Origin of the sequence: Kitasatospora sp. NPDC015120 (assembly GCF_043080305.1) — a bacterium.
Lineage (GTDB): Bacteria > Actinomycetota > Actinomycetes > Streptomycetales > Streptomycetaceae > Kitasatospora.
This window is the reverse complement of the sequence record NZ_JBIBVJ010000013.1, coordinates 171,550-186,059: the sequence shown is the minus strand read 5'-3', so window position 1 is coordinate 186,059 and position 14,510 is coordinate 171,550. Positions and strand designations below refer to the sequence as shown.

The 14,510-nt window shown below is 72.2% G+C and carries 10 protein-coding genes; 3 read left to right on the top strand and 7 right to left on the bottom strand.

The window, feature by feature from the left end; translation table 11 throughout:
• The 7 genes from ACF1AK_RS26240 to ACF1AK_RS26210 form a co-directional block, all read right to left on the bottom strand.
• Window positions 1–3,075: hypothetical protein (locus tag ACF1AK_RS26240; RefSeq protein ID WP_391501275.1), on the bottom strand; the 3,075-nt coding region annotated here is incomplete at its 3' end.
• A 294-nt stretch (window positions 3,076–3,369) separates the two neighbouring features.
• Window positions 3,370–3,903, bottom strand: a complete 534-nt coding sequence (locus ACF1AK_RS26235) for a hypothetical protein (protein WP_391501274.1) — start codon at window positions 3,901–3,903, stop codon at window positions 3,370–3,372.
• 179 nt (window positions 3,904–4,082) lie between these two features.
• Window positions 4,083–6,281 carry an MMPL family transporter gene (locus ACF1AK_RS26230; protein ID WP_391501273.1) on the bottom strand — a complete coding sequence of 733 codons (2,199 nt, stop codon included), beginning with the start codon at window positions 6,279–6,281 and terminating at the stop codon, window positions 4,083–4,085.
• 223 nt (window positions 6,282–6,504) lie between these two features.
• The gene (locus ACF1AK_RS26225) at window positions 6,505–7,224 is read right to left on the bottom strand and encodes a response regulator (protein WP_391501272.1); all 720 of its coding nucleotides are present in this window, start codon (window positions 7,222–7,224) and stop codon (window positions 6,505–6,507) included.
• A complete protein-coding gene (locus ACF1AK_RS26220; RefSeq protein ID WP_391501271.1) occupies window positions 7,221–8,441 on the bottom strand; it encodes a sensor histidine kinase in 1,221 nt (406 codons plus the stop codon). Before ACF1AK_RS26220 ends, ACF1AK_RS26225 begins: the two co-directional genes overlap by 4 nt.
• Entirely contained in the window at window positions 8,435–9,193 is a 759-nt protein-coding gene (locus tag ACF1AK_RS26215) for a class I SAM-dependent methyltransferase (RefSeq protein WP_391501270.1), read from the bottom strand. Before ACF1AK_RS26215 ends, ACF1AK_RS26220 begins: the two co-directional genes overlap by 7 nt.
• Before the next feature lie 125 nt (window positions 9,194–9,318).
• Window positions 9,319–10,779, bottom strand: coding sequence for an MFS transporter (locus tag ACF1AK_RS26210; RefSeq protein WP_391501269.1), 1,461 nt, complete (start codon window positions 10,777–10,779; stop codon window positions 9,319–9,321).
• A gap of 120 nt (window positions 10,780–10,899) precedes the next feature.
• Here ACF1AK_RS26210 and ACF1AK_RS26205 point away from each other — a divergent pair, with 120 nt between their 5' ends.
• The 3 genes from ACF1AK_RS26205 (at window position 10,900) to ACF1AK_RS26195 (ending at window position 14,467) form a co-directional block, all read left to right on the top strand.
• Entirely contained in the window at window positions 10,900–11,535 is a 636-nt protein-coding gene (locus tag ACF1AK_RS26205) for a TetR/AcrR family transcriptional regulator C-terminal domain-containing protein (RefSeq protein ID WP_391501268.1), read from the top strand.
• Between the two features lie 1,011 nt (window positions 11,536–12,546).
• The gene (locus tag ACF1AK_RS26200) at window positions 12,547–13,137 is read left to right on the top strand and encodes a response regulator transcription factor (RefSeq protein WP_380296825.1); all 591 of its coding nucleotides are present in this window, start codon (window positions 12,547–12,549) and stop codon (window positions 13,135–13,137) included.
• 46 nt (window positions 13,138–13,183) lie between these two features.
• On the top strand, window positions 13,184–14,467 hold the full coding sequence (locus ACF1AK_RS26195) for a cation:proton antiporter (protein WP_391501267.1): 1,284 nt from the start codon (window positions 13,184–13,186) through the stop codon (window positions 14,465–14,467).
• The last annotated feature ends 43 nt before the right edge of the window (window positions 14,468–14,510 follow it).

Below are 14,510 nucleotides of genomic sequence, written 5' to 3'. Positions count from 1 at the left end.
GCCCGTGACCGGCACCGTCCCCGTGTTCGTCACCGTGATCCGCCAGTACGCCGTCGTCCCGGACGGAACCGTGGTGGCCTTCGCCCACGGACCCGGGCCGCCGTCGACGCAGTCGGCGGCGTTCGCCGACGTACAGACCTCCTTGTTGATGCTCAGCTCCGGCAGCGGCGGCGGCGTCACGTCGACGGTGGCCTCGGACGGCGGCGTGGTGACCGGGCCGCCCGGGCCGGGGAAGGTGGCCGTCACGGTGTTCACCGTGTGCTGGGTGACGTTCGTCAGATCACAGAACACCTGGTGAGAGGCGCCCACCGCGAGGTCGAACGTCCCCGCGGCCGTCACACACGACGGCGACACACTGTCCGCCAACGTGATCCCCGTGACCGGCACGCTTCCGGTGTTCGTCACCGTGATCCGCCAGTACGCCGTGGCACCCGACGCCACCGTGGTGGCCTTCGCCCACGGACCCGGGCCGCCGATGGCGCAGTCGGCGGCGTTCGCCGACGTACAGACCTCCTTGTCGATCGCCAGCGACTGCACGTCCACGGTCGCCTCGGACGGCGGCGTGGTGATCGTCTCGCCGCCCGGACCGGGGAAGGACGCCGTCACGGTGTTCACCGTGTGCTGGGTGACGTCCGTCAGATCACAGAACACCTGATGGGACGCCCCCACCGCGAGGTCGAAGGTCCCCGCGGCGGCCACGCACGACGGCGAGACACTGTCCTCCAGCGTGATCCCGGTGACCGGCACGGTCCCGCTGTTGGTCACGGTGATCCGCCAGTACGCCGTGCCGCCGGGGAGCAGCGTCGCGTTCTTCTCCCAGGGACCGGGGCCCCCGTCGACGCAGTCGGCCGCGTTCGCCGAGGTGCAGACCTCCTTCTCGATCTTCAGCTCCGGCGCGCACTCCGGTCCCGGGGTCACCTGGAGGGTGACGGTGTTGGAGGTGACGGGGGTGCCGCCGTTGGTCACGGCGGAGGCCTGGTCGGAGATCGAGGTGACGGCGCAGTCCGTGGCCACCGTCGTCTCGTAGCAGATCTGCGGGGCGTCACCGACGAAGGTCACCTGCATCAGCGGGTGGTTGTCCGGGGTGAAGGACGAGCCGCTGACGAGGTCGATGTTGCCGATCACCTGGATCGGCTGGTCGGCGACCGGGACGGCGGAGATGTCCGCCGTGCCCGTGACCGGGTCGAACGGGAAGGTGCCGAGGGGGGTGCCGTCGGCGGCCAGCACGGTCACCGTGGACCCGCCGAAGTCGACGGTCGCCGGGTCGATGCCGGCGAGGCTGACCGTCCCGTAGGACCGCACGTGCCCGGTCGCCCCGTCGCAGTAGTACGCCGACGGGTTGATGGTGGCCTGGGCCTTGGTCTTGAGGCAGGGCGAGGCACCGGTGACCGGGTCGATCGAGAACAGGAAGCCGGTGTCGCCGAGGCTGTACTTGCACTGGCCGTCGTAGGCGAAGCCGTACGGGCGGGTGTCGCCGCCGTTGACGTTGAGCGGGCCGTTCACGATGCCGTTGGTGCCGTACTGGGCGCAGGGCGCCTGAGTGTTCCAGTCGTAGCAGTACTCGGTGCTGTTGGAGGTCGGGGTGATGCCCCGGTAGATCCAGAGCGGGAACTCGGTCTCCAGGTGCCCGTTGGGGGCGACGATGGTCAGCGGCACCTGGAAGTTGGCCTCGCCGAGGGCGACGTTGGTCATCAGCAGCGTCTGGAGGCCGGGCGGTGCGGCGATCGGGTTGCCCGTCGGGTCGAAGCAGACGACGGTGCCGACCGGCGGGACGACCTCCTGGTAGAAGCCGCCGACCGCGGTGCAGACGCCGATGACGGTGCCCGCCGCGTCGTACGCCTCGAAGATGTTGTCGGCCCGGGCCGGCTCGGTGCCGGTCGGGGTGACCACCGTCCTGGGGACGGCCCAGCCGGTGCAGGCGGTGTTGGTCGACGGGTCGAAGCAGGACATCACCGTGGGCAGCGGGGCCGGGGTGTTGTCGGTGACGTAGATCTTGCCGTTGACGACCCGCATGATGCCCGCGTAGTCGCCGCTGAAGACGGCCTGGCCCTCGTTGGGCGGCAGGCCGATGTCGAAGGTTCCGCAGGAGGCGTTGGTGGCGGGGTCGAAGCAGAGGATCTCGCCGGTGCCGGAGACCGCGTAGATCAGCTGGTTCGGGGCCTGGACCACGCCGCCCACGACCAGTCCGGTGCCGGTCTGGAGGGCGGTGAAGCCGCAGCTGGCCTGGGTCTGGAGGTCGATGCAGCCGACGCCGATCAGACCGAGGGTGAGCCGGCTGATCGCGGCGTAGTACAGCTTGGAGCCGATCTGCACATAGGTCGGGGTGCGGGTGCTGCCGAGGTCGCCGGTGGTCTCTCCGGCCACCGAGGAGTTCAGCGCCTGGGGCCAGGTGGCGGGGGCGCCGCTCGGGGTCGGGCAGGGGCCGTTGGTGAGCAGGTCGGTGCAGACCACGCTGGCCTCGTTGGAGAACCCGTGGTGGTAGATGTTCCAGGCCTCGGGCGTGGGGACGCCGTTGATCGTGGCGGTGTAGAGGATCGGGGTGAAGCCGTCGCCGCCGGTGGCCGTGTTGACCGGGGTGAGGGGCGGCGGGATCTGGACCACGTCACCGGTGGCCGGTCCCGAGAGCCTCGGGTTGGTCGCCCGGACGGCGTTGGTGGCCGTGCCCGGGTCGGTGGTGGCGAAGGTGGTGCCGCCGTCGGTGGACCACTGCCTGCTGTAGCCCGGCGGCACCTGGAGCGAGCCGGGCACGTAGGTCTGGGCCTGGGGGGTGCTGCCCGGGCCGCCCTGGATGACGTCGGTGACCGTGGTGGAGACCGGGACCGTCTCCGGGTTGGTGGCGGAGACCACCCAGCGGACGGTGCCGCCGTGGGCGGTGGTGGTCGTGCTGCCGGTGGCGAGGTCGGTACCGGTCTTCTCCAGGGTCACCGGCTGCTGCCGGCCCTGCCGTCCTGCCTGGTGGTCCGCCGGCCGCGGCGCGGCGGGCCGGCCGGCGGCCGCGACGGCACGGCCGTCGGCGGGTCCGGCGGCGAGGGCCGGGGCGGTCAGCGAGGCGACGGCCGCCGCGAAGGCCGCCACCAGGGTGACGGCCCGGCCGGGTGGCCGGCGGGCGGAGCGTCCGTCAGGTCTGGTTCCCTGGGGCGGGGGTGTGGGCGGACAGCGCGTCATCAGAGGTCCTTTCGACCCTGCGCTCACGTGCCGGGGAGGCGGGGAAAGGGAGCCAGAATGAGCGCAGTGCGACTTGATGATGTTCTGATGAACTGTCCAGAGTGTCCGACGCGGCCCAGGTTCACCCTCCGGCCGCTCAGGAACACTCCGACGGACGCACGCCTCGGCCGGCGGCCGGGCGGGCGGCGCTCCGCCGGGCCGCGCTCAGGCGGGCGGCGCGGCGAACCGGCCCCGGCCGGCCTGCACCGCCCAGCCGCGCGCGACCAGGCGCTTCGCCCGCGCCCGCACGCCCTCCACGGCGGAGGCCGTCAGCTCCAGCCCCAGCAGCCGGGTCAGCTCGTGGGCCTGAAGGCTCGTCCGCGAGTCGTTCAGGATCTGCGCCAGCCGCCGGTAGATCCCCGGAAGGGCCGTCAGGTCCATCCCGGGCTCCCGCACCGGCACGGTCATCCGGATCCCCGCGCCCGGCCCTCCGCCGACCGGGTGCACCCCGCCCGCCGGGTCGGCGCCCGGGGACCGGCCGGCCTCGGCGGAAGCCGCCGGGCCGGCGCAGTCGCCGAGGTCCGGGCGCAGCGCCCGCAGCGCCCGCCGCATCGTCTCCCGGGCACCGGCCAGCCGCGACAGCTCCTTCTCCACCTCCCCGAGGGCGATGGCCAACTGGGCCGTCTCACAGCGGAGTCGTTCGACCTCGCGCCACGCCCATTCCTCCAGGTCCTCCACGAGCCCCACCGTCGACGGCATCAGCAACCTCCGGGACAACGAAAGAGACCGGCCACCCCATCCCTCCGGCACCACCGGAGTTCACGAGCCTGCGGGAGGAGGGCGGCCGACGGCGACGGGTGACCGGGGGGTGACCCGGCACCCGGTCGCCGATCGGACGGATGTGCGCCGGGCACCCCCGGCGCCGTGCGGGTGCCCCGTCAGACGAGGGCCGGACCGGGAACGCGGGTCGGCGGCTCCTCGACGGCCGGCTCGATGGCCAGATGCGGGAGGCGGCGGTCCAGCCACTCCGGCAGCCACCAGTTGGCCTTGCCACACATGTACATCACCGCCGGCACGAGCACCGTCCGCAGCACGAAGGCGTCCAGTGCCACGGCGGCCGCGAGACCGACGCCGAACTCGGCGATGCCGCGCTGGCCGGTGAAGATGAAGGCGGTGAACACCGCGATCATGATCAGCGCCGCGGCGGTGATCACCCGCGCGGTGTGGGTGACGCCGGCCAGCACCGACCGGGCGTTGTCGCGGGAGACCGCCCACTCCTCGGCCATCCTGCTGACCAGGAACACCTGGTAGTCCATGGAGAGGCCGAACAGGACGGCGAGCACCAGCTCCGGCAGGTAGCCCTCGATCGGGCTGGGTGCGCCGAGGCCGAACAGGTCGGTCCCCCAGCCCCACTGGAAGAAGGCGGTGAGGACACCGAACGAGGCCGCCGCCGACAGCAGGTTGAGCACGGCGGTGACGGCCGGGATGAGCAGGCTGCGGAAGGCGAGCACGAGCAGCAGGAAGCTGAAGCCCACGATGGTGATCAGCAGCCAGGGCAGCTTCTCGCTGGTCACCGTCGCGAAGTCGATGAAGGTGGCCGTCAGCCCGCCGACGTACACCTGGGCGGAGGTGCCCTGGGTGTACTGCGGCACGACCGTGTCGCGCAGGTGGTTGATCAGGTCGGAGGTGGCCTCGTCCTGCGGGGCCGTGGTCGGGATGACCTGGGTGATCACGATCGACGAGGCGCTGCCCTCCGCGGTCTGCGGGGGCGCGCTCTCCACGGCGGCCACGCCGGGCACGGCGGCCAGCGCCTGGTCGAGCTTCTCCACGGCGGCGAGGTCGGCCGGGTTCTTCGCCTCGGCGACCAGCACCAGCGGGCCGTTGAAGCCGGGGCCGAACCCCTTGGCGAGCATCTGGTAGGACTTGTAGGTGTGGGTCGAGGTCGCGTCGTTGGAGGCGTCGGCGAAGCCGAGCCGCAGGCTGAACACGGGGGCCGACACCACGATCATCACCACGAGGCCCAGGACGGTCAGCACCACCGGGAAGCGCGGCACGATGCGCGACCAGCGCGCCCACAGACCGTTGTCGCTCTCGGTCCGGACCGCCGTACCGGCCTCCATCGCGCGGCGCTGCTTGCGGCTCAGCACGCGCATGCCGAAGACGCCGAGCAGCGCGGGGAGCAGGGTGACGGCGGCGACCACGGTGCACACCACGGTCATCGCGGCCGGGACGGCCAGGCCGTTGATGAACTCCAGGTTGACGCTGAGCAGGCCGAGCAGGGCGATGCAGACCGTGCCGCCGGCGAACAGCACCGCGCGCCCGGAGGTGTTGATGGCCTGGACGGTCGACTCCTCCGGGTCCAGCCCCGAGCCGAGGCCGCGGCGGTGCCGGGTCACGATGAACAGCGCGTAGTCGACGCCGACGCCGAGGCCGATCAGCGCGCCGAGGATCGGGGCGATGCCGTTCACGGACATCATGTGGCTGAGCGGGGCCATCAGCATCATGCCGCTGCCCACGCCCGCCACCGCGGTCACGATCGGCAGGGCCATGGCCAGCAGCGATCCGAAGGCGACCAGGAGGATGACGGCCGCCGCGATGATGCCGATCGCCGACGCGTCCGACGCCGGGGTCTCCTCCGCCGCCGTGATCCCCTTGCCGCCGAGTTCGACCGCGAGGCCGGGCTGCTGGGCCGCGGTCGCGGCGTCGATCACCCGTTTGATGTCCGCCTTGTCCAGGTTGTCGGCGGCCTCGTCGAAGGTGACCGTGGCGTAGGCGGTGCGCTTGTCCTGGCTGACCTGGATCTGGCCGCCCGCCGCGTAGGGGCTGACGACCGAGGCCACCGAGGGCATGTGCGAGACGTCGTCGAGCATCGCCGACATCCGCTGCTCGACGGCCGGGTCGGTGACGCTGCCGTCCTTCACCTGCCAGACGATCTGGTCGGAGTCACCGGCCTGGGCCGGTGCCGCCCGCTGCAGCAGTTCCTGGGCCTTGCCCGATCCGGTCCCCGGCAGGCTGAGCGAGTTGTCGTACGCCGTCTTCACGGCCCCCGACATCAGCGCCAGCCCGATCAGGAGCCCCACCCAGGCGATGATCACGACGAAGCGGTGGTGATAACACCAGCGTGCAAGGGTTGACATGATTCTCCGTTCCCTTCAATTCAGTGCCCTATGGTCCGGTTCCGCGCCGCCGCCGTCTCCGGCCGGCCGCAGCGGTTGCCCGGGGCGTGACCACGCCATCCGGCGCGGCACACGGCTTCGCCTACTGCGTTCGCAGTAGGCGGGACCGGGACGGGCGAGGGAGCGGGCAGCCGTCACCCCGCTGTCGCGGGGACACCGCGGCAGCGGGGCGGGACGACGGGGATCAGGGCCGGGGACGCGGTGCGTCCACCAGCCCCGTCTGGTAGGCGAGAACGACGAGTTGCGCCCGGTCGCGGGCGCCGAGCTTGGTCATGGCGTGGTTGGCGTGGGTCTTGACGGTCAGGGGGCTGAGCATGAGCTGGCCGGCGATCTCCGCGTTGGACATGCCCTCGGCGACCAGGGCGACCACCTGGCGCTCGCGCTCGGTGAGCGTGGCGACCAGCGGGGAGGGGCGGACCGGCTCGCTGTCGTGCAGCGTGAGGAACCTGGTGATCAGGCCCCGGGTCGCGGACGGCGAGAGCAGTGCGTCGCCGCGGGCCACGGTGCGGATCGCCTCGATCAGGACCTCGGGGCGCGCGCCCTTGCCGAGGAAGCCGCTGGCCCCCGCCCGCAGCGCCTCGAAGAGGTAGTCGTCGACCTCGAAGGTCGTCAGGATCAGCACCCGCACGCCGGCCAGGCTGTCGTCGGCGGCCATCCGCCGGGTCGCGGCCAGCCCGTCGAGCTCCGGCATCCGGATGTCCATCAGCACGACGTCGGGGCGCTCCGCCTGGGCGGCCCGGACGGCGTCGTGGCCGGTGGCCGCCTCGCCCACCACGGTCAGCCCCGGTGCGCGGTCGATCACCAGCCGCAGGCCGGCCCGGACGAGGGCCTGGTCGTCGGCGATGACCACCCGGGTCGGCGCCGCGACGGCGGAGGCCGGCGGGGCGGGGACGGTCCCGTTCACACGCCCTCGATTCCGGCCGCGCGCAGCGGGAGCTCGGCGAACACCCGGTAGCCGCCCTCGGGCCGGGGCCCCACCGCGATCCGGCCGCCCACGGCGGTCACCCGCTCCCGCATGCCGACGATGCCGTGCCCGCCGGCCGTGCCGGCCCCGGCCGCGGCGGGCGCCGCCGCCCGCCGGCTCTCCCGGACGACCGGCTCGCCGTCGTCCTCGACCGCCAGCCTGAGCGCCCCGGGCCCGTACCCCAGCCGCACGGTCGCGGGGACGCAGCCCGCGTGCTTGCGGATGTTGGTCAGCGACTCCTGGATGACCCGGTAGGCGGTCAGCTCCACCGCCTCGGGCAGCGGCCTGGCCCGGCCGGTCACCTCGCGGGTGACCTGGAGGCCCGCGCCGGCGAACGAGCAGATCAGGTCGCCCAGCCGGTCGAGGCCCGGCACCGGCTCGGTCGGCTCGGCGGACTCGGTCGAGCCGGGCTGGCGCAGCAGTCCGACCGTCAGCCGCAGCTCCTCCAGGGCCTCCGCGCTGGCCTGCTGGATGTGGGCGACCGACTCCAGCGCCTGGGTCCGGTCCTCGTCCTCCAGCAGGTAGCCCAGCGCGCCGGCCTGGACGTTGATCAGCGCGACGTGGTGGCCCACCGCGTCGTGCAGCTCCCGGGCGATCCGCAGCCGCTCCTCGGCCACCCGGCGGTTCGCCTCCTCCTCCCGGGCCCGCTCGGCGCGCTTGGCGCGCTCCTCGGCCTCGGCCACGTAGGCGCGGTGGCTGCGCGCGGCGCTGCCGGTGGTGACGGCGAGCGCCGCCCACATCACGATGATCACACCGGTGATGCCGGGGTGGGTGATGAGCGAGGCGACGAGCAGGGTCGCCTTGACGGGGACGCCGACCATGAGCGTGCGCACCGGGGAGGAGTCCAGCGCGACCCAGTACAGCGCGCAGAAGAGCGCGAGCAGGGTCAGCGGGTAGACCATCCCGTCGGCCATCAGCACCACCGAGCCGATGACGGAGACCGCCACCGTGCCGAGCGGGAAGTGCCGGCGCACCGTCAGGGACGCGTAGACCACGGCGGTCACCGGCCAGCTCAGCGGCCAGTGGGTGCCGGTGTGCACGGCGACGGGCACGGTGGCCACGGTGAACAGCACCATCGACCCGATGGACGAGAGCAGCAACAGCAGTTGCTGCTTCGCCATCAGCCTGTTCCAGGGGATCATGGCGGCGGTCAGCACGAGTGCTCCTCCATCGGCCGGGGTTCCTTGACCACGTGCAGCAGCGCGACGCCGAGCCACGGGCCGCCGTACCAGTACGCGGCCCCGAGCGGACGCGGCGTGCCCGCGCCGAGGTGCTTCGCGTACTGCGCGGCGGCCCACCAGAAGTCCGCGACGAGCAGCTGCCCGCCGGGGCGCAGCACCCGCATCGCCTCGTCCAGCGCGCGCTCGCGTCCGTCGCGGGTGGGGATGTTGTGGATGACCAGTGCGCTCGTCACGACGTCGAAGGAGGCGTCGGCGAACGGCAGCGCGGTGATGTCGGCGGTGTGCACCGCGACCCGGTCGGCGACTCCGGCCGCGGCGGCGTTGGCGAGCGTGACGGCGCTGTCGTTGCCGCTCTGGTCCTCCCGGGACCAGAGGTCCGCGCCGTCGGCGTGCCCGGCCGGCAGCCGCCGGGCGGCCGCCACCAGGACCGCGCCGCGGCCGCACCCCAGGTCCAGCAGCCGTTCGTCGCCCTTCAGGCCGATCCGGTCCAGTTCCCGCTCCCAGACCCGCAGCTTGCCGCGGAGCGTGGTGTGCAGGTAGACGCCGGCGGAGGCGAGCAGGGCCGCTCCGGCGGCCGCCACCGGGCCCCGGCCGCGCCGTCGGCGGGCGGCGGCCAGGAGGCACGCCGTCCCGGTGACGGCGGTGGAGGCCAGGAACGCCGGCGCGTCGACACCGTACCGGGGCGGGCGGAGCCGCGACGGCACGGTGCCGCTGAGGTTCTGGGACACCCCCGCAGCCTCACAAGCACCGCGGCGCGTTGTCTTGGAGAAATGTTCCCGTCCCGCACGGCGCCCCGCCGGCGCCGGTCCGCGCACGCCCCCGAGCCCTTCCGTCATGTCCGTACCCGGCCCGGCTAGTGCCCGCCGGGCGCTTCGTGGCCCTTCTCGGCGGCGGCCGTGCCCGCCGAGGACAGCGCCAGCGCGGCCAGCCCGGCGAGGAGCATCAGGCCGCCGTTCACCAGGAACGCGGCGCGGTAGCCCTGGACCAGCGCGTCGAGGCGGCCGCGGTCGCCCGCGTGGGTGGTCACCGTGGAGGCGATGTTCACCAGCACGGCGAGACCGACGGCTCCGCCGATCTGGCGGGAGGTGTTGAGCAGACCCGAGGCGGCGCCGGCGTTCTTGGGCTCCACGCCGACGGTGCCGCTGATGGTGACGGCGAGGAGCATCAGGCTGATGCCGAACCCGCCGACCAGGTTGGGGCCGAGGATGTGGGTCAGGTAGCCGGAGTCGGTGGAGATGGTGGACAGCCAGACGATGCCCGCGGTGGCGATGAGACCGCCGGCCACCAGCAGGGGCCGGGGGCCGACCACCGAGATGAGCTTGCGGGAGGTGAGGCCGCCCACGATGAAGATCAGGGTGATGGGCAGCATCGCCATGCCGGTGCGCAGCGCGCTGTAGCCGAGCACCTGCTGGCAGTAGAGCGAGAGGAAGAACAGCAGGGCGGTCAGCGTCACGCCCAGGCAGAACATCAGCAGGTTGGCGATCCGCAGGTTCCGCGGCCGGACGAGGTCCAGCGGGATGAGCGGGTGGGGGCTGCGGGCCTCGGCGACCAGGAAGGCGGCGAGCAGGACGACGGCCGCGATCAGGGGCAGCACGACGCTCGCCGAACCCCAGCTCTCGGTGGAGGCCTCGGAGAGCCCGTAGGTGAGCGCCCCGATGCCGAGGGTGACGCAGAGGGCTCCGACCAGGTCGAGCCGGCTCTCGGCGGCCAGGGCGGGCGGGAGCACCAGGCGCGCCCCGACGACCAGCAGCACGATGCCCACCGGGACGTTGACGAAGAACACCCAGCGCCAGCTCAGTTCGGCGGTGAGCACGCCGCCGAGGACCACGCCGATCAGGCCGGCGACCCCGCTCATCATGCTCCACAGCGACAGGGCGCGCTCGCGCTCCTTGGCGTCGGCGTGAGTGGCGGTGATCAGGCTCAGGCTGGTCGGGGCCAGTGCGGCGGCGCCGGCGCCCTGGGCGATCCGGGAGGCGATCAGGACGGCTCCGCCGGGCGCCAGTCCGCCGATCAGGCTGGCGAGGGTGAAGACGAACGCCCCGAACAGGAAGACCCGCTTGTGCCCGTAGAGGTCGCCGGCCCGCGCCGCCAGCAGCAGGAAGCCGCCCAGGGTGACGAGGTAGCCGCTGACCACCCACTGCTGCTGGCCGGTCGACAGGCTCAGCCCGGTGCGCATGTCCGGCAGGGCCACGGTGACGATGGTGGCGTCGAGCACGACCATGAACAGGGCGAGGCAGGACATCGCCACGACCACGCCGAGTGGCACGTTCGGCCGGAGAGCAGGGGGTGCGGCCGCGACTCGGGCCTCGGACATGACGTCTCCTCAGTAGCGACCCAAGGGTGAACAGTGTTCACTAGTGAACAGTGTTCACTCTGAACGGTGCTCAAGATAACCTCGGGCCCGGGGGGTGTCAATCGATCTGAAGGAGAGTCAATGCGCCTGCGCAAAACCGACGTTGTCGACGAGGCGCTGCGCTTCCTCGACGCCGAGGGGCTGGACCAGCTCACCATGCGCAAGCTCGGCGCGGCGCTCAACGTCCAGGGTGGCGCTCTCTACCGGCACTTCCCGAACAAGGAGGCCCTGCTCGACGCGGTGGCCGACCGGATCGTCGAGGGCATCGGGGACCCGCTGCCCGACGCCCCGTGGCTCGACCAGCTCCGCATCCTCGGCGGGCGCCTGCGCGGGGCCCTGCTCGGCCGGCGCGACGGCGCCCGGGTGGTGGCCGGCACCTTCGCTCCCGGGGCCAACACGATCATCGGCTCGGACGTGGCCGTCCAGGTCCTCTGCCGGGCCGGGCTTCCCCCCGCCCAGGCCGGCTGGATCAGCTTCGCCCTGTTCTACTACGTGCTCGGCCACGCCATCGAGGAGCAGGCCCAGTCGAGGCTGCCGCCCGAGCAGGACTGGCGGATCCGCACCGAGCGGCTCGACGTCCAGGTGTCGCCGCAGTACGCCGCGGCACTCGACGCGCTGGCGGGAACGGACCCGGCAGAGCGGTTCGCCTTCGGGCTCGACCTCTTCCTGGAGGGACTGCGCCACCTGCGGACGACCCTGCCGCCGCAGCCGGCGTGAAGCCGTCCGGCGCCGCCGCGGGTCCGGGGCCGGCGGCGGCGCCGCGGCGACGATGCCCCGGCGACGACGCGAAATGATCCAATGCGACATTTCCGCACTCAAATTGACAAGCAGTCAACAACGCAGCCGATCCGCCGCGCCGGCGAACCCGCCCGCGACGGCGGGCGTTCGCGCCGCCCCGGACACGCCCCGCCCGCGCCCTCTCCCGGCAACGGCGCTGGTCACACCGGCAGCGGCGACCGCCGCCACCGGGTCACCCGGAAGCCATGAAGATCACATCCACGGTTGGGGCCCTGAGCCATTTGCATTCATCCTTGACCTTCATTATCAAGCCTGGCTATCTTATGTTCGATTTTGGGCTCGACCGCTTGCAGTGACGGGTGCACTCGCGATCAGGCGGCCCGTCCAGCGGCCGGTCGGCACAGCGCACGGGCTTGATCTGCAACGATTCCGGTACGGACGAGGAAATGGACCCGACTTCGCAGGCGTAGGGGGGTGAGTGTCATGCAGGTCGGCGACCACGGAACGGGGGTTTCGGTGCTGGTCGTCATCGCACCCGGGCACGCCGGAGCCGGGTCCAGGAGCTAGCGGCGAGGACACCTCCCGGCCGGGGGCCGGGCGCGCCGCCATGCCCTCTCCCGCCGGGCAGCCGCTCGCCGGAGCGGGCCGGGGAGAGCTTCGAATTCGAACATCAGAACAGTCTTACGGTCGTCATGCGCGGCTCCAAACGGGGGAGTTGAGCACATTGCGGTCTGCGGTCGAGCGATTGATCCAGAGCGTTCATCAGGGTTACGCGTACGAGCCGGCCTGCGTCGCGGCGTCATCGACGCCCGCTTCCGGCCGCCTCGACGGTGCCGGGGAGCAGCACCCCGGGCGTCGTACGAGACCAGCCGGCGCGGCGGCACAGCCCCCGCCCCGGCGCGAAGCACCACTGCGGCATGCGAGCCATCCTGTTTCCGGCCACCTGTGTGACACCCGTCATTCGCGAGGGAACCGATGAGTATCCGAGTGATGGTCGCCGATGATCTGCTGCTTTCCCGCAGCGCGCTCGCCGCGCTGATCGAGAAGAACGACGATATCCACGTGGTGGGGGCCGTCGGCGGCGATTCCGACGCACTGGAATTCGCCGAGATCCACCGGCCGGACGTGGCGGTCATCGGTTTCGACGGCGCGGACAGCAGCGCGATCACCGTCGCCGAGAAGATCGCGGGCATTCCGGAGTGCCGCAGCCTCGTCCTGGCCGAGCGCTACACCCGGTCGATCGTGCGCCAGACCTACTCCGGCGCCGTGGCCGGCATGCTGCACCGCAGCGTCCCGCCGAGCCGGTTCTTCGAGGCCCTGCACCGCATCCACCAGGGCGAACGCGTCTTCGACACGGACCTGACGGTCGCCGCCCTGGCCAACGCCGGCTGCCCGCTGACCTCACGTCAACTCGCGGTGCTGGAACGCCTTTCCCACGGAGACACGACCGTCGAGATCGCCGCACGACTGCACCTTTCCGAGGGGACCGTGCGCAACTACCTCTCATCCATGGTGGCGAAGCTCGGTGCGCGCAACCGCATCGACGCGCTGCGGATCGCTCGGGACGCACGCTGGCTCTGAGAGCCGGACTCACCGAATTCATCGACCATTTGGGGGCGTAGTACACATGAGCATGGATGCAGTGACGGCCACCGTCGTCGGGGACATCGCCCTGGTACTCGGAGCGTCGAGCGTGCTCGGCGCCCTCGCGCGCCGGATCGGGCAGCCGACCGTGGTCGGCCAGATCGCCGCCGGCATCATCCTCGGACCGAGCCTGCTCGGCAGGCTCCCGGGCGATCTGACCTCCCACCTCTTCACCAAGCAGGCGATGCCCTTCATCGCCGTCATCGCCCAGATCGCCGTCGTGATCTTCATGTTCGGCGTGGGCTACGAGATCGACCTCAAGTCCGTCAGGAGCCATCGCAGACCGGTGACCCTGATCTCGGTCGGGGCGATGCTCGTCCCGCTGGCCCTCGGCTGCGGCCTCGCCCTGGCGGTGCAGCACACCGGCGCCTTCGACGGCCAGCACACCGACGGCCGTTCCTTCATCCTCTTCCTCGGCGTCGCGACGTCGATCACCGCGCTCCCGGTGCTCGCGACGATCGTGCGCGAACGCGGGCTCGCCGGGACCTCGGTGGGCAACATCGCCACCGCCTCCGCCGGGTTCATGGACGTGTCCGCCTGGCTGGTGCTCGCCGCCGCCCTGATCGGCACCAAGGGCGCCGGGGACCGCTCCTGGCCGGAGACGGCACTGCTGCTCGCGCTGTTCGTGGCCGTGATGGTCCTCGTGGTGCGCCCCGCGCTCGGCTGGTGGTTCCGCCGCACCAACGCCGTGATGGCGAGCCAGGTCACCATCGCCCTGGTGCTCGCCGCGGCGGGCGCGTGGGCCACCGCCAGCATCGGCCTGCACGCGATCTTCGGCGCCTTCGTCGCCGGCCTCGTCATGCCCAAGCCGGACGGCGCGCCGGACGCGGACGTGCTGCGCTCGACCGAGCAGTCCGGCGGGCTGCTGCTGCCGCTGTTCTTCGTCGTCACCGGCCTGACCACCAACCTCGGGGCGCTGAAGGGCTCCGACGTGCTCCTGCTCGTGGTGATCCTCGTCTGCGGGGTCGGCGGGAAGGCCGCCGCGGGCTACGCGATGGCGCGGCTCGGCGGTCTCGACACCCGGCGGTCGGCCATGATCGGCGCGCTGCTGAACACCCGCGGACTGACCGAGCTCATCGCGCTGAACGTGGGGCTCAGCGCGGGCATCATCGACGGACGGATGTTCACCGTCCTCGTCCTGATGGCCCTGATCACGACCGGCATGACCGGGCCGCTCATCACCGCGATCGAGCGCAGGACCGCCGTCCGCCTGGTGCCCAAGGCCGCCACCCCGGTCCCGGTCGCCGAAGTAGGGGACCACTCCTGACATCGCACACGCGCTCGGGCGCATTCGTCGGGTGCAGGTTCAC